The organism is Azospirillum sp. TSH64 (genome assembly GCF_003116035.1).
Taxonomy (GTDB): Bacteria; Pseudomonadota; Alphaproteobacteria; order Azospirillales; family Azospirillaceae; genus Azospirillum.
In genome coordinates, this window is record NZ_LGQW01000015.1 from 3229125 (window position 1) to 3248866 (window position 19742).

General features: G+C 65.2%; 20 protein-coding genes. 13 read left to right on the top strand and 7 right to left on the bottom strand.

Going from position 1 to position 19742, the window contains the following annotated elements:
• Nucleotides 1-90 precede the first annotated feature (90 nt).
• The 8 genes from TSH64_RS16165 to TSH64_RS16200 all read left to right on the top strand — a co-directional run bounded on the left by TSH64_RS16165 (nt 91) and on the right by TSH64_RS16200 (nt 6075).
• On the top strand, nt 91-1119 hold the full coding sequence (locus TSH64_RS16165) for a S1C family serine protease (RefSeq protein ID WP_109446389.1): 1029 nt from the start codon (nt 91-93) through the stop codon (nt 1117-1119).
• 112 nt (nt 1120-1231) lie between these two features.
• Nucleotides 1232-1843 (top strand): NUDIX domain-containing protein, encoded by a 612-nt coding sequence (locus TSH64_RS16170; RefSeq protein ID WP_109446391.1) that lies wholly within the window; start codon nt 1232-1234, stop codon nt 1841-1843.
• 152 nt (nt 1844-1995) lie between these two features.
• The gene (locus TSH64_RS16175) at nt 1996-2997 is read left to right on the top strand and encodes a cysteine synthase A (RefSeq protein ID WP_109446393.1); all 1002 of its coding nucleotides are present in this window, start codon (nt 1996-1998) and stop codon (nt 2995-2997) included.
• A 17-nt stretch (nt 2998-3014) separates the two neighbouring features.
• Entirely contained in the window at nt 3015-3722 is a 708-nt protein-coding gene (locus TSH64_RS16180; RefSeq protein ID WP_109446395.1) for an alanyl-tRNA editing protein, read from the top strand.
• Between the two features lie 52 nt (nt 3723-3774).
• A complete protein-coding gene (locus TSH64_RS16185) occupies nt 3775-4662 on the top strand; it encodes a rhodanese-like domain-containing protein (protein WP_109446397.1) in 888 nt (295 codons plus the stop codon).
• The gene (locus tag TSH64_RS16190) at nt 4659-5093 is read left to right on the top strand and encodes a GNAT family acetyltransferase (protein ID WP_109446399.1); all 435 of its coding nucleotides are present in this window, start codon (nt 4659-4661) and stop codon (nt 5091-5093) included. Before TSH64_RS16185 ends, TSH64_RS16190 begins: the two co-directional genes overlap by 4 nt.
• Nucleotides 5069-5686: a GNAT family N-acetyltransferase gene (locus tag TSH64_RS16195; RefSeq protein ID WP_109446401.1), complete on the top strand. Its 618-nt coding sequence runs from the start codon at nt 5069-5071 to the stop codon at nt 5684-5686. The genes TSH64_RS16190 and TSH64_RS16195 overlap by 25 nt, the downstream gene beginning before the upstream one ends.
• 146 nt (nt 5687-5832) lie before the next feature.
• On the top strand, nt 5833-6075 hold the full coding sequence (locus TSH64_RS16200; RefSeq protein ID WP_246307237.1) for a hypothetical protein: 243 nt from the start codon (nt 5833-5835) through the stop codon (nt 6073-6075).
• 162 nt (nt 6076-6237) lie between these two features.
• Here TSH64_RS16200 and TSH64_RS16205 read toward each other — a convergent pair whose 3' ends face one another.
• From TSH64_RS16205 to TSH64_RS16225, 5 genes are all read right to left on the bottom strand, one after another.
• A complete protein-coding gene (locus TSH64_RS16205; protein WP_109446403.1) occupies nt 6238-7323 on the bottom strand; it encodes a histidinol-phosphate transaminase in 1086 nt (361 codons plus the stop codon).
• Between the two features lie 162 nt (nt 7324-7485).
• Nucleotides 7486-8271 carry an amino acid ABC transporter ATP-binding protein gene (locus TSH64_RS16210; protein ID WP_098739765.1) on the bottom strand — a complete coding sequence of 262 codons (786 nt, stop codon included), beginning with the start codon at nt 8269-8271 and terminating at the stop codon, nt 7486-7488.
• A gap of 30 nt (nt 8272-8301) precedes the next feature.
• On the bottom strand, nt 8302-9408 hold the full coding sequence (locus TSH64_RS16215) for an amino acid ABC transporter permease (RefSeq protein WP_109446405.1): 1107 nt from the start codon (nt 9406-9408) through the stop codon (nt 8302-8304).
• 5 nt (nt 9409-9413) lie between these two features.
• Entirely contained in the window at nt 9414-10613 is a 1200-nt protein-coding gene (locus tag TSH64_RS16220; RefSeq protein ID WP_109446407.1) for an amino acid ABC transporter permease, read from the bottom strand.
• Nucleotides 10614-10828: 215 nt separating this feature from the next.
• Entirely contained in the window at nt 10829-11848 is a 1020-nt protein-coding gene (locus TSH64_RS16225) for an amino acid ABC transporter substrate-binding protein (RefSeq protein WP_109047534.1), read from the bottom strand.
• 403 nt (nt 11849-12251) lie between these two features.
• Here TSH64_RS16225 and metC point away from each other — a divergent pair, with 403 nt between their 5' ends.
• From metC to TSH64_RS16245, 4 genes are all read left to right on the top strand, one after another.
• The gene (gene metC / locus TSH64_RS16230) at nt 12252-13430 is read left to right on the top strand and encodes a cystathionine beta-lyase (RefSeq protein WP_109446409.1); all 1179 of its coding nucleotides are present in this window, start codon (nt 12252-12254) and stop codon (nt 13428-13430) included.
• A gap of 30 nt (nt 13431-13460) precedes the next feature.
• Nucleotides 13461-13895 carry a phosphoribosyl-AMP cyclohydrolase gene (gene hisI, locus TSH64_RS16235; RefSeq protein ID WP_109446411.1) on the top strand — a complete coding sequence of 145 codons (435 nt, stop codon included), beginning with the start codon at nt 13461-13463 and terminating at the stop codon, nt 13893-13895.
• 576 nt (nt 13896-14471) lie between these two features.
• Nucleotides 14472-15155, top strand: coding sequence for a hypothetical protein (locus TSH64_RS16240; protein WP_109446412.1), 684 nt, complete (start codon nt 14472-14474; stop codon nt 15153-15155).
• 138 nt (nt 15156-15293) lie between these two features.
• Nucleotides 15294-15779, top strand: coding sequence for a PRC-barrel domain-containing protein (locus TSH64_RS16245; RefSeq protein ID WP_109446414.1), 486 nt, complete (start codon nt 15294-15296; stop codon nt 15777-15779).
• A 101-nt stretch (nt 15780-15880) separates the two neighbouring features.
• On the opposite strand, the gene TSH64_RS16250 is transcribed toward TSH64_RS16245, so the two are convergent.
• Together TSH64_RS16250 and TSH64_RS16255 are read right to left on the bottom strand one after the other, a co-directional pair.
• The gene (locus TSH64_RS16250) at nt 15881-17392 is read right to left on the bottom strand and encodes a TRAP transporter large permease subunit (protein ID WP_109446416.1); all 1512 of its coding nucleotides are present in this window, start codon (nt 17390-17392) and stop codon (nt 15881-15883) included.
• Between the two features lie 20 nt (nt 17393-17412).
• On the bottom strand, nt 17413-17952 hold the full coding sequence (locus TSH64_RS16255) for a TRAP transporter small permease subunit (RefSeq protein WP_109446418.1): 540 nt from the start codon (nt 17950-17952) through the stop codon (nt 17413-17415).
• Nucleotides 17953-18463: 511 nt separating this feature from the next.
• Here TSH64_RS16255 and TSH64_RS16260 point away from each other — a divergent pair.
• On the top strand, nt 18464-19742 hold a 1279-nt coding region (locus TSH64_RS16260; protein WP_109452715.1), incomplete at its 3' end, for a methyl-accepting chemotaxis protein.

The window sequence follows — 19742 nt, forward strand, 5'->3', positions numbered from 1 at the left end:
TGTCATGCTTGTGTCACCCGAGTCGCGACGGACAGGGCCGCGCGGCGCCGGGGGTGCCCTTGGCCCTGCCTTGCGCGGGAGTGCGGCGTCATGCGGGTCGTCTCAACACCGGTTGTGCCGCGTCTGGCGGCGACCGTCCTTTTCCTGATCGGCCTGCAATTGGCCGTCCCCGGCGTTCCCCCGGCCGAAGCGGCGGAGTCTGCGCAGCTCGACCCGGAACGTGTCGTCCGTTCGGTCGTCGGCATCACCGCGACCGTGCCGGCGGACAGCCAGAGCGCCCGCACCCTGGGCACCGACCGCGAGGGCAGCGGGGTCGTCATCGACGGTTCCGGCCTGATCCTGACCATCGGCTACACGGTGATGGAGGCGTCGCAGATTCAGGTCATTGCCGCCGACGGACGCAGCTATCCCGCCAACATGGTGGCCTACGACCCCGTCAGCGGCTTCGGGCTGCTGCGGGCGGAGATGGGGTTTTCGGCCCCCTGGCTGCGGCTGGCCGGTCCGGGCGCGGTGAAGGAGGGAGATACCCTGCTGGCGCTCAGCGGCGGCGGCAATCGCGGAGCCACCGCCGTGAAGGTGGTCGGAAAGCGGGAGTTCGCCGGCTATTGGGAATATCTGCTGGACGAGGCGCTGTTCACCTTCCCGCCGATCCGCGCCTTCAACGGCGCCGCCCTGGTCAATCGCGACGGCCGGCTCGTCGGCATCGGATCGCTGCTGGTGGCGGAGGCGGTGGAGGGGCGCAGCCTGCCCGGCAACATGTTCGTGCCGGTTTCGGCGCTTGAGCCGATTCTGGCCGACCTTCTGGCTTACGGACGACGGCAGGAGCCCGCCCGTCCCTGGCTGGGCATCACCCTGCGCGAAGAGATGGGGCGGCTGCTGGTGGAAAAGGTGTCGCCACGCAGCCCGGCCGAGTCGGCCGGCCTGCGCCCCGGCGATTGGATCGTCGGCGTCGGCGGGCAGCGCTTCAATGGACTGGCGGATTTCTACCGCAAGCTCTGGGGGCTGGGGCCGGCCGGCATCGTCGTTCCGCTCGAGGTGATGCGCGGTTCCACCCTGACCCCGGTTCCGGTGACCTCGGCCGACCGCGTGCGGTTCCTCAGGCTGAACCCGACGCTGTGATGCCTGCCCCTGAGCTGCCCCACCAAGGGCCGGGTGCCTTCCCGGGTGCTTGTGGATGGCGTGCCGGCGTAGCACCTTGTGGCAAACAGCCATCCATGGACCCACGCCGATCATGAACCATCCCGACATCGAGATCCTCGACAAGAAGACCCCCTACAAGGGCTTTCTGACCATTGACGTCTACCGCCTGCGCCACAAGAAGTTCGACGGCACCTGGACCGACGTGCTGCCCCCGCGCGAGGTGTGCGACCGCGGGGCCGCGGTGGGCGTCCTGCTCTACGATCCCGATCTCGACAGCGTGGTGATGATCGAGCAGTTCCGCGTCGGCTCCGCCGCGGCCGGCGGCCCGGCCTGGATGACCGAGATCGTCGCCGGCATGGTCGGCGAAGGCGAGAGCCCGGAGGAGGTTGCGCGCCGCGAATCGATGGAGGAGGCCGGCTGCGCCATCCGGGAGATCGAGCAGATCTGCGATTATTACGTCAGCCCGGGCGCCTTCACCGAGGTCGTCACCGTCTTCTGCGGCCGGGTCGACAGCCGCAACCTCGCCGCGACCGGCGGCCTGGAGGAGGAACATGAGGACATCCGCATCATGGCCCTGCCGGCCGACGAGGCGATCCGCCTGATGGACGAGAACCGTCTGCGCAATTCCGTCGCCATCATCGCCATCGGCTGGCTCGCCCGCCACCGCGAATCCCTGCGCAAGCGCTGGCTGGGTCAGGGGTAGGGCGCGGGGCGTTCTAGGCTCCCAGGCTCCACCGCTTAATTCACGCACATATCTCGTTCAATGCAGCATTTCACACTCCTCGCCTTGAAAGCGAAGCCCTGTGCCCTGATAGTATCGGCAGCAATCCACACCTGACTTTGGGAGTACCCGCCTTGGACATCCGCAACGGCTTCATCGGCGCCATCGGCAACACGCCGCTGATTCGCCTGGAAGGGCCATCGAAGGCGACGGGCTGCGAAATCCTGGGCAAGGCGGAGTTCCTGAACCCCGGCGGGTCGGTGAAGGACCGTGCCGCTCTCGCCATCGTCCGCGACGCGGAAGAGCGCGGGCTGCTGCGACCCGGCGGCACCATCGTCGAGGGCACGGCGGGCAACACCGGCATCGGGCTGGCGCTGGTCGGCAATGCGCTCGGCTATCGCACCGTCATCGTGATGCCGGAAACGCAGAGTCAGGAAAAGAAGGACATGTTGCGCCTGATCGGCGCCGACCTGCGGCTGGTCCCGGCAGTCCCCTATTCCAACCCCGACAATTACGTCCGCTATTCCGGCCGTCTGGCCGAGGAGTTGGCGAAGACCGAGCCGAACGGCGTCGTCTGGGCCAACCAGTTCGACAACACCGCCAACCGCGAGGGTCACCGCACCACCACCGGACCGGAAATCTGGGACCAGACCGGCGGCAAGCTCGACGCCTTCACCTGTGCGGTGGGAAGCGGCGGCACGCTGGCCGGCATCGCGCTGGCCCTGAAGGAGCGGAACCCGAACATCCGCATCACGCTGGCCGACCCGATGGGCGCCGCCCTGTTCAGCTACTACACCAACGGTGAGCTGAAGTCGGAAGGCAGTTCCATCACCGAGGGCATCGGCCAGGGCCGCATCACCGCCAACCTGGAAGACGCGCCGATCGACGATGCCGTGCAGATCCCCGACGAGGAGGCGCTGCCGATCGTCTTCGACCTGATCAAGACCCAGGGTCTGGTGCTGGGCGGCTCATCGGGCATCAACATCGCCGCGGCCATGCGGGTGGCGCGCGACCTCGGCCCCGGCCACACGGTGGTGACCATCCTGTGCGACGGGGGTCAGCGTTACCAATCGAAGCTCTTCAATCCTGACTTCCTCCGTGAGAAGAATCTTCCTGTGCCAGACTGGCTGGCCTGACTCTCTTCGAGGGGGATATGGACGCGCTTTTCCGTGAGGACGCCTACGCCCGCAACTGCGTCGCCACCGTTACGACGGTGGACGAGCGTGGCATCCGGCTCGACCGCACCGTCTTCTATCCGACCGGCGGCGGCCAGCCGGGCGATACCGGCGTCCTGCGTTTCGACGGTTTCGAAGTCCGCATCAAGGACACGGTGAAGGGCGACGGCGGTCCCGACGACGTCATCCATGTGCCGGAAGACGGGCAGGAGCTGCCCGGCCCCGGCACCGCGGTGGAGGCGGAGATCGATTGGGAGCGCCGCCACCGCCACATGCGCATGCACACTGCCCTGCACCTGCTGTGCGCGGTGGTGCCGGGCTCGGTCACCGGCGGGCAGATCGGCGCGGACAAGAGCCGGCTGGACTTCAACGTCCCCGCCGAAGCGCTGGACAAGGACGCCATCACCGAGGCTGTGAACCGGCTGATCGCCGCCGACACTCCCGTCGGCACCCGCTGGATCACCGACGATGAGATGGCGGCGCAGCCGGACCTGGTCCGCACCATGTCGGTGAAGCCGCCGACCGGCAGCGGCCGGGTGCGCCTGCTGGATGTGGAGGGCGTCGATTTGCAGCCCTGCGGCGGCACCCATGTCGCCCGCACCGGCGAGATCGGCGGAATCGAGGTGACGAAGATCGAAAACAAGGGCAAGCAGAACCGGCGCGTCGTCATCGCGCTGAAGGATTGAGCCCATTTCGCCGATCCGTTGCCCGACAGCCCCCTCTTCAAGGACGCGCAGCATGAGCGACAGCATTGTTGAAGCGCTGACCGGCCCCGTCATCTCCACCGACTGGCTGGCCCGCAATCTCGGCCGGCAGGGCCTGAAGGTTCTCGACGGGTCCTGGCACATGCCGGCCCTGAAGCGCGATATCCGGGCGGAGTTCGCGGCGTCCCATATCCCGGGCGCGCGTTTGTGCGACGTCGATGAGGTGGCGGCGCCGAACACCGCCCCCCTGCCCCACATGGTCCCGGACGAGGAGAGCTTCGCCGCGAAGATCGGCGCGCTGGGCATCGGCGACGGCGACACCGTCGTCGTCTATGACAGCGCCGGCATGGCGACCGCCGCGGCGCGTGTCTGGTGGCTGTTCCGCCTGTTCGGTTTCGACCGGGTGGCGGTTCTGGACGGCGGCCTGCCGAAATGGCTGGCGGAAGGCCGCCCGGCCGAATCGGGCGAAGCCGCTGCGGTCCAGCCGGCAGTCTTCACGGCGCACAAGCGGCCGGACCTGATCCGCAGCGCCGATCAGGTGCTCGCCAACATCGATGCACAGGCCGATCAGGTCGCCGACGCCCGTGCCCAGCCGCGATTCGAAGGTGCAGTGGCCGAACCCTGGCCCAGACGGCGCAGCGGCCGCATTCCCGGCAGCTTCAACCTGCCCCACACCGACCTGATCGACGCCGACAGCAAGACCCTGCTGCCGCCGGAGATCATCGTACAGAAGGCGCGCGCAGCGGGGCTGGACCTCGACCGTCCGGTGGTCGCCTCCTGCGGCAGCGGCATCACCGCCTGCGTCATCGCGTTGGGGCTCGCCACCGCCGGCAAGCCGGACGTGGCGATCTATGACGGCTCCTGGGCCGAATGGGGTCTGCGGGAGGATCTGCCTCTGGAGACGGGGCCGCGGCAGCCGTGAGCGGGGCTATCACTGTCAGATCCTGCGCAGCGGAGGATCGCGACGCCGTCGTCGCGCTATGGACGGCCTGCGGCCTCGTGGTGCCGTGGAACGACCCGGCAACCGATTTCGCGCTGGCACTGTCGAAGAGCAGTTCGACGGTGCTGGCCGCCATCGAGAGCGGGCGGATCGTCGCCACCGCCATGGTCGGACAGGACGGGCACCGCGGCTGGATCTATTACGTCGCCGTCGATCCGGCGTTGCAGGGCCGGGGACTCGGTCGCCGGATGGTTTCGGAGGCGGAGGGTTGGCTGGCTGCGGCCGGCATGCCCAAGGTCCAACTGCTCGTCCGCGAGACCAACCAACGGGTGCTGGCCTTCTATGAGAGGTTGGGCTATGCCAGATCGCCCGTTACGATGATGCAGAAATGGCTGACCAACCCTTCTCCCTGACCCGCCCCGCCGTGCCTGCCGCCAGCCGGCCGGGCCATCTGCCGGTGATCGTCACCTATCTGGAGATGACGGCGCCGCCGGCCCATGCGCCGGTGCGCCAGCCGTCCGGCAACCTCACGCTGGTGCGCTCCAATCCGCCGAGCTGGTCCTTCTACCGCTATCTCTACGACACGGTGGGCGAGCCCTGGCTGTGGCACGAACGCCGCCGCATGCCGCGCAAGGAGCTGGAGCGCTCGATCCTCGACCCGCGGGTGGAGGTGTGGGTGCTGTATGTCGATGGCACGCCGGCCGGTTACGGCGAGCTGGACCGGCGGACACAGGAAACCGACCTTGCCTATTTCGGGCTGATCCCCGACTTCATCGGCCACAAGCTGGGCCCCTGGCTGCTCGACACCATCATCCGCAAGGCGTGGGACGGCGGCGCGACGAAGCTGGTCGTCAACACCTGCACCTTCGACCATCCAAAGGCCCTGCCGCTCTACCAGAGCATGGGTTTCGTCCCCACCCGCCATGTCGCCCGCGAGGTTCGCGACCCGCGGCTGGACGGTGTGCTGCCGCGCAGCTCGGGGGATCATATTCCGCTGGCGGGGTGAGGCCGGGGAAGCCGGCACACCTCTCCCCTTGACCACCCCGACCACCGCGCCCCATCTACCGCGGAACGCCGGAACCCCGTGACGGACCGGCGCGTTCCTTCAGACAGGCGGAAGCTCCGCCATGACGAGCGTGAGGTGGGGCCTTGATGGGTTGGATCATTCGGACGCTGGTGTTGTGCTTCATCGTCGGCTTCGTGCTGTCGTTCCTGCGCATCGATCCGGCCAGCATCTTGACGAACAGCTGGCAGACGGTGCAGGACATCGCAGCACTGGTCATCGAAGCCGGGAGTTGGGCCCTGCCCTACATCCTGATCGGTGCGGTCGTGGTGGTGCCGCTGTCGCTGATCGGGCTGGTCATGCGCTGGAACCGCTCGCGCCCGCCTTCCTGATTCCGGACAAAAAAACAGGAGGCACCGGAACCGGAGCCTCCTGTGAAACAGGGAGGGTTAGAGACAAGAAGGACCTTATGTCGAAACGCATAGGTCGTTCGTTGATCTGAATCAAAATCCCTGAATTTTTTTGTAAGCCACCCGCATCGTCCGCCGCTGTGCTCAGCCGAGAATCTCCGCCAGCGCCACCACCAGCGCCTTGTTCTCCTCCTCGCGGCCGACGGTGACGCGCAGGCAGTCCGACAGACCATATTCGGTCACTGCCTTCACCAGGATGCCGCGGTGGGCAAGATGGTCGATGACCGCCTGGGTGCCCAGCGACGGATCGGTCGGCACGCGGGCCAGCACAAAATTGCAGACGCTGGGATAGACGCGCAAGCCCACCCGTTCCAGTTCGCGCGACAACCAGGGCAGCCATTGCGCATTGTGGGCGAAGGTCGCCTCTTCATGCCCGGCGTCGCTCAGCGCGGCGGCGGCGGTCAGTTGGGCGGGCAGCGAGACGTTGAAGGTGCCGCGGATGGCGTTCACCGCCTCGATCACCGTCGCCGGACCATAACCCCAGCCGACCCGCAAGCCCGCCAAGCCATGCATCTTGGAGAAGGTGCGGATCAGCATGACGTTGTCGCAATTCTCGACGATCTCGGTCCCGTCGCTGTAGTCCGGCAGGCGGCAGTAATCGGCATAAGCCGAATCCAGAACCAGCAGCGTGTGCGACGGCAGCCCGGCGCGCAGCCGCTGCACCGCGTCGGCCGGGATGTAGGTGCCGGTCGGGTTGTTCGGGTTGGCGAGGAAGCAGATCCTGGTGCGCTCGCTGGCGCGGTCGATCAGCGCCTCGACATCCACCACCATGTCGCGCTCCGCCGCGATGACCGCGGTGGCGCCGGCGGCGCGAATCGCCTTGAGGAAGCCGCGATAGCCACGTTCGTGGCACAGCACCTCGTCACCGGGCCCGGCGAAGGCCTGTGCTACCAGATGGATCAGTTCCTCCGATCCGGCGGTGCAGACGACGTGATCGAAATCGATGGAATGGCGGCGCGCAATGGCGTGGCGCAGCGGTTCCTGGTCCCAGTCGGGATAACAGTGGATGCGGGTCGCCGCCTCGCAATAGGCGTCCAATGCCAGCGGGCTTGGGCCTAGCGGATTGTGGGTCAGCGAGAGGTCGATCCACCGGCGGCCGTCGCGTGGAGGGCGAGCGGGACGGTACGGCTTGATCTGGCCAACGCTGGGACGGGGGCTGAGCAGGTCCATAACCTCGGTCTCCGGTAGCGGATCGGTCGAACAGCACGTCAGGCGACCGATTGAACCGCAAACCGGTGCGCGACGCCACAGGACATTGCGCCGCGCACCCTAAGTCGAGGTGTTTTGTTTCCGGATGGCAGGCCGAACGGAACCGCCGGCCTGCCGACCGTCTCAGTGGTTTAGAATTTGGCTGAGGAAGAGGCGCGTGCGGTCCGATTTCGGATTGGAGAAGAACGCGTCCGGCGTGTCCTGCTCCACGATCTCGCCGCGATCCATGAAGATCACGCGGTCGGCGACCGACTTGGCGAAGCCCATCTCGTGCGTCACGCACAGCATGGTCATGCCGTCCTCGGCCAGGCCGATCATGACGTCCAGCACCTCCTTGACCATTTCGGGGTCAAGCGCGGAGGTCGGCTCGTCGAACAGCATCACCTTCGGGCTCATGCACAGCGACCGCGCGATGGCGACGCGCTGCTGCTGGCCGCCCGACAGCTGGCCGGGATACTTCTTGGCCTGCTCGGCGATGCGCACCCGCTTCAGGTAGCTCATCGCCCGCTCTTCCGCTTCGGCCTTCGGCATCTTGCGGACCCAGATCGGCGCCAGCGTGCAGTTCTCCAGCACGGTCAGGTGTGGGAACAGGTTGAAGTGCTGGAACACCATGCCGACTTCGCGGCGGACCAGCTCGATGTTCTTGAGGTTGTTGGTCAGCTCGATCCCGTCGATGACGATCGTGCCCTTCTGATGCTCCTCAAGCCGGTTCAGGCAGCGGATCATCGTCGATTTGCCCGACCCGGACGGGCCGCAGACGACGATGCGTTCGCCCTTCTGGACGCTGAGGTTGATGTTCTTCAGGACGTGGAACTCGCCGTACCACTTGTTGACGCCCGTGCAGCGGATGATTTCCTCGCCGCTGAGGGCGTGCTTCGGCTTGGCTGCCTGGGACATGGCCTGGGACATGGGTTCTCGTGTCTCCCTTGACGGCGAGGATCAGCGGCGGTGGCCGCGATTGAGATCGCGTTCGAGCTTCTGGCTGTACTTCGACATGCTGAAGCAGAAGATCCAGTAGATCACGCCGATGAACAGATAGGCCTCGCGGTAGAAACCGCGCCAGGACGGATCGGACAGCGCGGCCTTCGCCGTGCCGAGCAGATCGTACAGGCCGATGATGATGACCAGCGAGGTGTCCTTGAAGAAGCTGATGAAGGTGTTCACCAGCGGCGGGATGGCGACGGCCAGCGCCTGCGGCAGGATGATCTTGCGCATCTTCTGCCAATAGCCGAGGCCCAGCCCGTCCGCCGCCTCATACTGCCCCTTCGGGATCGCCTGCAGGCCGCCGCGGATCGCTTCCGCCATATAGGCGGCGGCGAACATGATGAAGGCGATCTGCGCACGCAGCAGCTTGTCGATGGACACGCCGTTCGGCAGGAACAGCGGCAGCATCACCGACGCCATGAACAGCAGGCTGATCAGCGGCACGCCGCGGATCAGCTCGATGTAGGTGACGCACAGCACCTTGACCGCCGGCATGTTCGACCGCCGGCCCAGCGCCAGCAGGATCGACACCGGGAAGGCCACGGCCAGACCGATCACCGACAGGATGATGGTCAGCGGCAGGCCGCCCCACAGCGTGTTCTCGACATAGGTCAGGCCAAAGACGCCGCCCCACATCAGGACCGCCACCAGCGCCAGCCCGGCGGCCCAGACCAGCCCGAGCCACGGCTTCCAGAAGCGGCGGTCACAGCTGGCCACCAGCAGGGCGATGAAGACGGCGATGGTCACCAGCGGCCGCCACTGCTGTTCCCACGGGAACATGCCGAACATGATGAAGCGCAGCTTCTCGCTGATGAAGCCCCAGCAGGCGCCGCCGGCATCCTGACGGCAGACGGTCGATGTCGCGTCGAAGCCGTGGGCGCGGAACAGCAGCCAATTCATGAAGGGCGGGATCGCCGACGCCAGCAGCCCCAGGACCAGAATGGTCAGGATGGCGTTGTACCAGCTGTTGAACAGGTTGTTGCGCAGCCACGCAATCGGGCCGACGGTGTTGGCCGGCGGACGTTCGTCCGGCAGGCCGACGCTTTGCACGTTGTCGGTCATGGCCGTTACCGCTCCACCAGCGCGATGCGCTTGTTGTACCAGTTCATGAAGATCGAGATGCTGAGGCTGATGACCAGATAGGTGCCCATGATCATCGTCACGCCTTCGATGGCCTGACCGGTCTGGTTCAGCGTCGTATTGGCGATGGACACCAGATCGGGATAGCCGATGGCCAGCGCCAGCGAGCTGTTCTTCGTCAGGTTCAGATACTGGCTGGTCAGCGGCGGCACGATCACGCGCAGCGCCTGGGGCAGAATCACCAGACGCAGCGTCGGGCTGCCCGGCAGGCCGAGGGCACGCGCCGCCTCGGTCTGGCCCCAGTTGACCGCCTTGATGCCGCTGCGCACCACCTCGGCGATGAAGGCCGCAGTGTAGAGCGTCAGGCCGGTCAGGATGGCGAAGAATTCCGGAGAGATGGAGGCGCCGCCGGTGAAGTTGAAGCCTGCCAGCTTCGGGACGTCCATCGCGAGCGGCGCGCCGCCGGCGAGCCAGGTCAGGATGGGCAGGCCGATGATCAGGCCGAGGCCGGCCCAGCCCGCCGGGAACGGCTGCCCGGTGCGCGCCTGCCGTGCCCTGGCCCAGCGCGACACGCCCCAGGCGGCGACGATGCCGACCAGCAGGGCGATGCCCATGTTGGTCCAGACCGGATCGGGCGCGGGCACCGGCACGCGCAGACCGCGCTGCGACAGGAAGACGCCCGGAATTGGGTTCAGCGCTTGGCGCACCGGCGGCAGGCCGTCGGACACCAGCGCGTACCAGAAGAACAGCTGCAGCAGCGGCGGGATGTTGCGGATGATCTCGACATAGGTCGAGGCCAGCTTGGCGATCAGCCAGTTGCTGGACAGGCGGGCGACGCCGATGATCGTGCCGATGATCGTCGCCAGGATGACGCCGATGATCGACACCTTCAGCGTGTTCAGCACGCCGACCAGAAAGGCCCGGCCATAGGTGTCCTTCGGCGAATAGTCGATCAGCGACTCGCCGATGCCGAAGGCCGCTTCACGCTCCAGGAAATGGTACCCGGTCGCGATCGAGCGCCGCGCGAGGTTGTCGAGCGTGTTTGAAATCAGGAACCAGCCGACCAGGACGACCGCGCCGACCACCAGGATCTGGTAGACGATGGCACGGAACGTCGGGTCGCTGAGGGAAAACGATACGCCACCCGGCGGCGGAGCGCCTTGGGTGGTCCGGGTCTCGGTCGCCACGGACTACTCTCCCCCAACCATCGCGCCCCACACGGTGCCCACGCGGTCCCGGACGTTCTTCCGGGCATTTCCCACACCGTAGGGGATGCGACATGTCTCCCAAATGCGGCCCCCTGCGCAGGCGCTTCGCTGGCGCCTTTCGCGACCGCTCCCAAAAGAACCGGAAGGCCGCCCCCGGCAACGGGCTGCGGGCGGCCTTCAGACGGTGACGTGCCTTACCGGAACGGCTGCGCGTACATCAGGCCGCCCTTGGTCCACAGCGCGTTCAGGCCGCGCTCCAGCTTCAGCGGGGTGCCCGGGCCGACGTTGCGGTCGAAGATCTCGGCATAGTTGCCGACTTTCTTCACGACGTTGTAGGCCCACTTCTCATCCAGGCCCAGGGCCTTGCCCATGCCCGGCGAGGTGCCGAGGAAGCGCTGGATGTCCGGGTTCTTCGAGTTGGTGAACTCGTCGACATTCTTGGAGGTGATGCCGAACTCCTCCGCCTGGATGGTGGCGAAGACGGTCCACTTCACGATGTCGAACCACTGGTCGTCGCCATGGCGCACGGCCGGGGCCAGCGGCTCCTTGGAGATGACTTCCGGCAGGATGACGTGGTCGTCGGGAACCGGGGCGACGCCGGCGCGGGTACCGGCCAGGCCGGAGACGTCGGTCGTCAGCACGTCGCAGCGGCCGGCGAAGTAGGCGGCGTTCACCTCGTCGTTCGACTCGATGACGACCGGGTTGTAGGTCATGTTGTTGGCGCGGAAATAGTCCGCGAGGTTCAGTTCGGTCGTGGTGCCGGACTGGACGCAGACGGTGGCGCCGTTCAGCTCCTTGGCGCTCTTCACGCCCAGCTTCTTCGGAACCATGAAGCCCTGGCCGTCGTAATAGGTGACGGGGGCGAAGTTCAGGCCGACCGAGGTGTCACGGGTCAGCGTGGCGGTGGTGTTGCGCGACAGCAGGTCGACTTCGCCCGACTGGATGGCGGGGAAGCGCTGCTGGGCGGACAGCGGGGTAAACTTGACCTTGTTGGCATCGCCGAAGATGGCGACGGCGACGGCACGGCAGTAATCGACGTCCAGGCCGGTCCAGTTGCCGGCGCTGTCGGGGTTGCCGAAGCCCGGAAGGCCGGCGTTCACGCCGCACTGCACGAAACCGCGCTGCTTGACGGTGTCCAGCGTGGCAGCACCGGCAACGGCGCTGGCGGAAACGACCACGGCCGCTGCGGCGGCGGCCAGGAACCCTGACTTCATATTATGAACTCCACCCTGTTCTTGCGTTCTTCGCTTTGAGCGGTCTGATGACGCGCTTGGTCACGCCGGCTCCATAATCCAACCGGAACGACCCTGCCGGACCGATCCGCCTGACAATCCGGCGGACCGATCCCCATTGGAGCCGTCCTGTGAGGATCGCGACGCAGCCATGCGCGTGGGACAAGAGTGTATCAACTTGATCCGGCTTGTCGAATCCTCTGTGCATTGGTGGTGTTACCAGAACATCCCGTCCGATGACGGCCGTTGCGCGCAATCCGCGATGGCGGCTGGGCGTCCGGGGTGACACAATGTTCGGCCGCGCCCTCCCCGCCCGCCCCGGGGTTCTCCCGGCAACGGCGGACTCGGACGGGACGGATTGCCGCTCCAGCCAAACGGACAGTCGATGAAGGACGTCACCAAGGACACGATTCTCGTGCATGCCGGCCGCGACCCGCGGAACAACCACGGCATCGTCAACCCGCCGGTCTATCATTGCTCGACCGTGCTGTTCCCGACCTTGGACGCGCTGGAGGAAAGCGACCGCAACACGCTGGAAGGCGTGCATTACGGTCGCATGGGCACGCCCACCACCTTCGCCTTCGAGGAGGCCGCGGCCGAGCTGGAAGGCGGCTACAGGTCGGTGAATACCGGCTCCGGCCTCGCCGCCATCGCCATCGCGCTGTCCGCCTTCACCAAGGCCGGCGACCATGTGCTGATCACCGACAGCGCCTATGGCCCGACCCGCCGCTTCGCCAAGGAGACACTGATCCCCTATGGCGTGGATGTGGAATTCTACGATCCCTGCATCGGCGCCGGCATTTCCGCCCTGCTGCGGCCCAACACCAGCGTGGTCTTCCTCGAATCGCCGGGCTCCCTGACCTTCGAGGTGCAGGACGTTCCGGCCATTGCCGCCGCCGCCAAGACGGTCGGCGCCACGGTGATGATCGACAACACCTGGGCGACCCCGCTGTTCTTCCGCCCTTTCGACCATGGCGTCGATCTGTCGATCCATGCCGCGACGAAGTACATGGTCGGCCATGCCGATGCGATGCTGGGTGTCGTCACCTGCCGCGACGAGGAAAGCTGGACCGCGGTGAAGAAGACCGCCACCCGCTTCGGCGTCTGCGGCGGGCCGGACGACCTCTATCTCGGCCTGCGCGGCCTGCGCACCCTGTCGGTGCGCATGCGCCAGCATCAGGAGAGCGCGCTGGCGCTCGCCGACTGGCTGGCGGCCCGGCCGGAGGTGACGCGGGTGCTGCATCCCGCCCGTCCCGAATTTCCCGGTCACGAGCTGTGGAAGCGCGACTTCACCGGCTCCAGTGGACTGTTCTCGGTGATCGTCAATCAGGTGCCGCGCAAGGCGCTGGCGGCGATGCTGGACGGGATGGAGCTGTTCGGCATGGGCTACAGCTGGGGCGGCTTCGAGAGCCTGATCCTGCCGACGCGGCCGGCGGCGGTGCGTTCCGCCACCCGTTGGACCGATCCGGGCCAGGTTCTGCGCCTGCACGCCGGGCTTGAGAGCCCCGACGACCTGATCCGCGATCTTGAGGCCGGCTTCCGGCGGATGGCCGCCGCCCTTTGAGCGCGGCGGACAGTTGAGGAGTGATTTGCCATGACGGATACACCGTCGACCGGGTCCGGCCCCTTTGAAGAGGTGCTGGCCGCCATCCGCTTCACCGACGATGGGTTGGTGCCAGCCATCGCCCAGGCCGAGGGCAGCGGCGAGATCCTGATGATGGCCTGGATGAACCGCGATGCGGTGGTCGAGACCCTGTCAACCGGCCGCGTCTGCTACTGGTCGCGGTCGCGCGGCGGGCTGTGGCGCAAGGGAGAGACCTCCGGACAGGTGCAGCGGCTGAAGGATTTCCGGGTGGATTGCGACGGCGACACCCTGCTGCTGATCGTCGAGCAGGACGGCGTCGCCTGCCACACCGGCCGGCGCAGCTGCTTCTATCGTGCTTGGCGAGACGGAAAGCTGGAGACGATCCAGGCGGTAGAAACCGATCCTTCCATCCTCTATGGCGGTCATTCGCACAGCCACGGCTGAGAGACCCGCTTTGAAGGGAGGGCCTGGAAGGAAGCCGATTCGCCACGGCGGGTGCGATTGTTGATCCACATCAAGGCGACACCCCTGCCGAAGGGTATACACACCTTCTTGTCTCTAACCCTCCCTGTATATGACTGCACCGGGCGCTCCTTTGGACGCCCGGTTATTTTTTGCCATGAGGGCTGCATCCGAAACTTCGGACGGCGACTGGCGCGTTTGCGCCAAGGATCCTCTTTCGGACGATCCGTTCCGACAGCCCGTTCGGTCGGTGGCCTATCGCCTCTCCTCCCTCTGCATCGCCTTCGTCAGCCGAACCTGTGCCGTTCCGCAGCTCAAAACCTGTCCATATGGGAGAGAAAGTCTTTATTCAGTCACAGAAAGATCCTGCTTTCGGCCACAAAAACAACGAATGAAGAAACAGTTCATTTCTTTAATTCGATCAAGTTTCAATTATCTGTGTCATCTCATCCAACCCCCTTTGTATTGCCCCTTTATCGCTTTTCGACCGCCCGGGGCCCATGGTTAACATCTGGTTAATCGTTAACAGCACGTTAACGGCACTGATGGAGAGACGCCATGCGCCAGTTCTGGGGGACTTCGAACAACGACACCATGACCGGCACCGCCTTTGATGACCGTCTCGACGGTCTGGATGGCGACGACCGTATCAACGGCGCCGGCGGAAACGACCAGCTGTATGGCGAACGGGGAAATGACTCGCTGATCGGCGGCCTGGGCAACGACCAGCTGCATGGCGGAGACGGCAACGACTGGCTCGGCGATCCCTATGGCGGCAACGAGGCCGGCAACGATTCGATGTGGGGCGATGCCGGCAACGACCAGCTGTTCGGCGGCGACGGCAACGACTGGCTGGACGGCGGCACCGGCGACGACATCCTGAAGGGGATGCGCGGCGACGACACCATGATCGGCGGCGCCGGCAACGACACGCTGTATGATAGCTATCGCGACGGCGGGGCCGACCTGTTCCGACCGGGCACCGGCGACGACACGATGGTCAGCTACACCGACGGCCAGGTCGACCGCTTCCTGATGGAGCAGGCGACCGGCGGCTTCGGCCACGACACCATCAGTTACTTCGAGCGGGGGATCGACCAGATCGAATTCCATGGCTACACCGCGGGCCAGATGTCGCTGACCTCGAGCGGCTTCCAATCGACCTTCACCTTCGCTGACGGCTCGTCTCTGACCGTCGATCAGGTCGGGCTGACCGCCGGCCACGATTTCATCTTCACCTGACCTGTCCGGCTCCCCCTGTCCGGAAGGAGGTCTCCCGTGGGCGATGGGGTCACCCCGTCGGCGCGGGGGACCTCCGGCCACGCTCGTGTTGTTGTGGGAGCGGACACTTCCGCGCCGTCAGCAAAAAGGCCAAGAACGATGGACCACCGCCGCCTTTCCCTGCGCACGCTCTTCCCCGCCCTGCCGGCCCTGGCTCTCCTGCCGGTTCTGGCGTTGGGTGCCTGCGCCAGTTCCGACATGGGCGGCGTCCCGTCGGCAGAGGTCGCGACCCAGCCTCCGGTGGAACTGGTCGGGCTGACCGTGCAGACGCCGGATGGCCGCCGCATCCTCGGCAACGTCACAGACCTCGTGATCGGGCCGACAAACCGGGTAGAGCAGGCGATCATCACCGTCGGCGCCCCCCGTTTCCCGAACGAGCACAAGGTGACGGTCGCCAGCGACAATCTGCGCTATGCCCGCAACCGTCAGGCGGTGATCCTCACCGGCATGACGGCGGAACAGTTCGCAGCGCTGCCTCCCACCGCGGGAAGCGACCGCATGGTGTCGCTCGGCAACGCCGGGGTGGTTCTGCCCGCCGGCACCGCCCCGACCAACTGGGCCGGGGCGACGACCCCGACGCGCTGACCCTTTCCCAATCGGAAACGCACAATAAGAAAGGGGGCCGGACGAACCGGCCCCCCTTTTGCTGCCCAGATTTCACTGTCTGGCTTTTGCGACGCTTCCCACTACTTGCCCTGAAGCTGCTTCATGATGTCGTCCGCCGGGCTCTGCTCCGATTGGCCAGGAGCGCCGAAGGGCGGAGCCACATCCTGATTGTCGAAGGCCGGAATCTCGATCTTCACGTCGTTCAGGTTGATCACCGGTCCCTTGTCGCGGCCGGCATCGACCAACTGCGGGAAGCCGATGACGAGACCGACCATGATGATCTGGATGATCACGAAGGGCACCGCACCCCAGTAGATCTGGCCGGTGGTGATCTTCCCGATCTTCCTGCCGGTGACCTTGTCGATGTAGTCCATCTTCGGCGCCACCGACCGCAGGAAGAACAGCGCGAAGCCGAAGGGCGGATGCATGAAGCTGGTCTGCATGTTGACGCCCAGCAGGACACCGAACCAGATCAGGTCGATGCCAAGCTTGTCCGCCACCGGTCCCAGCAGGGGGACGATGATGAAGGCCAGCTCGAAGAAATCGAGGAAGAAGGCCAGGACGAAGACCAGGATGTTGCAGACGATCAGGAAGCCCAGCTCGCCGCCCGGCAGGCCGATCAGCAGATGCTCCACCCAGAGGTCGCCGTTGACGGCACGGAACACCAGGCCGAACACGGTCGAGCCGATCAGGATGAACACCACGAAGGACGACAGCTTGGCAGTCGCGTCCATCGCCTGACGCATCAGGTCCCAGCCGAGTTGCCGCTTGGCCAGCGCCAGCAGGATGGCGCCGGCGGCCCCCATGGCGCCGCCCTCCGTCGGGGTGGCGATGCCGATGAAGATGGTGCCCAGCACCAGGAAGATCAGAACCAGCGGCGGAACCAGCGAGGTGATAACCCGCAGCAGCAGCTTGCCGCCGCGCAGCGTACGGGCTTCCGGCGGCAGGGCCGGAACCATCTCCGGCTTGATGATGCTGGTCAGCAGGATGTAGCCGGCATAGAGCGCGGTCAGCACCAGGCCGGGGATCAGGGCGCCGGCATACATGTCGCCGACCGACCGGCCAAGCTGGTCGGCCAGCACGATCAGCACCAGCGACGGCGGAATGATCTGGGCCAGCGTGCCCGACGCCGCAATGACGCCCGACGCGATCCGGCGGTCATAGCCGTAGCGCAGCATGATCGGCAGCGAGATCAGACCCATGGAGATGACCGAGGCCGCGACCACGCCGGTGGTCGCCGCCAGCAGCGCGCCGACGAAGATCACCGCATAGGCCAGTCCGCCGCGGATCGGACCGAACAGTTGCCCGATGGTGTCGAGCAGATCCTCGGCCATCCCGGATCGCTCCAGAATCAGGCCCATGAAGGTGAAGAAGGGAATCGCCAGCAGCGTGTCGTTGCGCATGATGCCGAACACGCGTTCCGGCAGCGCCTGCATCAGCGCCGGGGTCAGCAGACCCAGCTCAATGCCGATCAGGCCGAACACCAGACCGTTGGCCGCCAGGGCGAAGGCGACCGGAAATCCCATCAACAGGAAAATCACCAGGGCGCCGAACATGACCGGCGCCAAATTGGCGGATATGAACTCTACCATCTGGGGGGCGCTCCCGGTCCTTAGGAATGGCTGTGCATCTTCTCGCCGGGCTCGTCACGATGGCCGGTGAGGAAGGCGATGCGCTTGATCAGTTCCGACACACCCTGTGCGGTGAGCAGGAAGAAGCCGACCGGGATCAAAAGCTTCGCGGGCCAGCGGATCAGGCCGCCGGCATCGCTCGACATTTCGTTGGTGTGGAAGCTGTCCCAGAACATCGGAAGCGACAGCTTCAGGATCAGGATCGTCATCGGGAACATGAAGACCAGGATGCCGAAGATGTCGACCCAGGCCTGGACGCGGCGGGAGAAACGCCCCAGCACGATGTCGATGCGAATGTGTTCGTTGCGCAGGAAGGTGTAGCCGGCGCACAGCAGGAACACCGCCGCGAACAGGTACCATTGCAGCTCCAGCCAGGCATTGGAGCTGATGTTGAAGGCATAGCGGATGACCGCGTTGACCGAGCTGACCACCACGGCGACCAGCACAAGCCAGTAGGCGAGCTTTCCGATGCCTTCGTTCACGGCATCGATCAGCCCGCTTAGTCTGAGCAGACCTCTCAAAGGAGAAACCTCCCTGTTGCGGGGGCGCGGCCTTCGCCGTCCCCTTTTGCTTTTGTTGCAGCCGCATAGGCACGGCAGGTCGCAACCCTCTCTCGTTCGGAGGGTATATCAAAAGATAGGATTTGAAGGGACTATTCCTTTCCCGCCCTCCAGCGGCAAGGGCTACGTTGGAGCTACGTATAATCCCGTAGATCTCTGTCTTCCAAGTTGGGGCCGGACCGTGTCCAAGGCACGGAAACCGCAGGCGTTTTGCAAAATGCAATCCGCATATTGCCAAATCGCGATAATCCAAGACGCATCCCGTGATCAAGGGAAGCAGATAGAATATTGGATTCAAACAATATTTGATCCACAGGCATTGCAATGCCTTGTGGCGCGCCTTTTGCTCAATTTGCGGAGAAGGCGAGCGCACACGCCTCACTTCCGTAAGGGTTGAGAATCCAGGCGAACCAGACCCTCTTATTCGGACGAAATGAAGGTCGAGAGAAACCTCAGATCAGGAGCACCAGCCATGGCATTGATTTCGAACATTTCAGTTAAGTCACGGACGATTCTTGCGATCCTAATCCTTCTGCTATGCACGGCTGGTCTCGGCGTCTTTTCTTTGACCAAGCTCTCGACAATCAACGAAGAAGCCGCTGATGTACGCGACAATTGGCTGCCATCGGTCTCAGCAATTTCCAGACTTTACACAACCTTTGACTACTATCGCACATTGGAAGGCGCTCATCTGATCGCATCCACCGATGACGATATTAGGAGTGAGGATAAGGCGCTTCTGGAAATCGCCGACAGGATCGAACAGCGGCGGATGGACTACCAAAAGCTTTTGACACCGGGCTGGGAAACCGAGACCTACCAGAAATTCGTCACGAGCTATCAAACCTACATGAAAATCAGCCGGGAGCAGCTTCTGCCGTTGTCGCGAAAGAACGACAATGATGGTGCCGGCGCCATATATCGTGGTTCGTCGCGGGATGAGTTCCGGACCTCCAAAGATATTCTTCAGTCTCTGATGGACTTCAACACAGCGGAAGGCAAACGTGCGGCCGACCGCGGTGAACAGGTCTACCAAACCAGCAAGCTGTGGGTCACCGGCATCCTTGTGCTGGTCGTTGTCATCTGCGCAGGCGTGGCCTGGATGATAGTCAGCACGGTGATCCGCCCGATTCAGGAGATCACGTCGATGATGGGGCGCCTTGCCGACCGCGACATGACAGTTTCCATCGACGGGACCGGTCGTGGCGACGAGTTGGGCGCCATGGCACGCGCGGTCCAGGTGTTCAAGGACAACATGGTCGAGGCCGACCGCCTCGCTGCCGTCGAAGCCGCCGAACAGCAGGCCAAGACACGCCGCGCCCAAGCCATCGAGCAATTGCTCACCGGCTTTGAGAACTCGTCGTCCACCGCTTTGCGCACCGTGGCAGCGGCCGCTTCCGAACTGGACGCCACCGCGCACAGCATGTCGGCGATGGCGCAGCAGACCAGCACCCAGGCCACCGTCGTGGCGTCGGCCGCCGAGCAGACCAGCGCCAATGTCCAGACCGTCGCCACCGCCACCGAGGAGATGGCCAGTTCGATCCGCGAGATCGGCACCCAGATCGCCCGCTCCGCCGACATCGCCGGCAAGGCGGTGAACGAGGCCTCCCAAACAAGTGACGCGGTCCGCAGCCTCGCCGAAGCCGCGCAGAAGATCGGCGAGGTCGTCGGCTTGATCACCGACATCGCAAGTCAGACCAACCTGCTCGCCTTGAACGCCACCATCGAGGCAGCACGGGCCGGTGAAGCCG

Bases quoted from the DNA above. Each gene is read 5' to 3' on its own strand.
- TSH64_RS16165 (WP_109446389.1), top strand. From the start codon at position 91: ATGCGGGTCGTCTCAACACCGGTTGTGCCGCGTCTGGCGGCGACCGTC.
- TSH64_RS16170 (WP_109446391.1), top strand. From the start codon at position 1,232: ATGAACCATCCCGACATCGAGATCCTCGACAAGAAGACCCCCTACAAG.
- TSH64_RS16180 (WP_109446395.1), top strand. From the start codon at position 3,015: ATGGACGCGCTTTTCCGTGAGGACGCCTACGCCCGCAACTGCGTCGCC.
- TSH64_RS16185 (WP_109446397.1), top strand. From the start codon at position 3,775: ATGAGCGACAGCATTGTTGAAGCGCTGACCGGCCCCGTCATCTCCACC.
- TSH64_RS16195 (WP_109446401.1), top strand. From the start codon at position 5,069: ATGGCTGACCAACCCTTCTCCCTGACCCGCCCCGCCGTGCCTGCCGCC.
- TSH64_RS16200 (WP_246307237.1), top strand. From the start codon at position 5,833: ATGGGTTGGATCATTCGGACGCTGGTGTTGTGCTTCATCGTCGGCTTC.
- TSH64_RS16205 (WP_109446403.1), bottom strand. From the start codon at position 7,323: ATGGACCTGCTCAGCCCCCGTCCCAGCGTTGGCCAGATCAAGCCGTAC.
- TSH64_RS16210 (WP_098739765.1), bottom strand. From the start codon at position 8,271: ATGTCCCAGGCCATGTCCCAGGCAGCCAAGCCGAAGCACGCCCTCAGC.
- TSH64_RS16215 (WP_109446405.1), bottom strand. From the start codon at position 9,408: ATGACCGACAACGTGCAAAGCGTCGGCCTGCCGGACGAACGTCCGCCG.
- TSH64_RS16225 (WP_109047534.1), bottom strand. From the start codon at position 11,848: ATGAAGTCAGGGTTCCTGGCCGCCGCCGCAGCGGCCGTGGTCGTTTCC.
- metC (WP_109446409.1), top strand. From the start codon at position 12,252: ATGAAGGACGTCACCAAGGACACGATTCTCGTGCATGCCGGCCGCGAC.
- hisI (WP_109446411.1), top strand. From the start codon at position 13,461: ATGACGGATACACCGTCGACCGGGTCCGGCCCCTTTGAAGAGGTGCTG.
- TSH64_RS16240 (WP_109446412.1), top strand. From the start codon at position 14,472: ATGCGCCAGTTCTGGGGGACTTCGAACAACGACACCATGACCGGCACC.
- TSH64_RS16245 (WP_109446414.1), top strand. From the start codon at position 15,294: ATGGACCACCGCCGCCTTTCCCTGCGCACGCTCTTCCCCGCCCTGCCG.
- TSH64_RS16250 (WP_109446416.1), bottom strand. From the start codon at position 17,392: ATGGTAGAGTTCATATCCGCCAATTTGGCGCCGGTCATGTTCGGCGCC.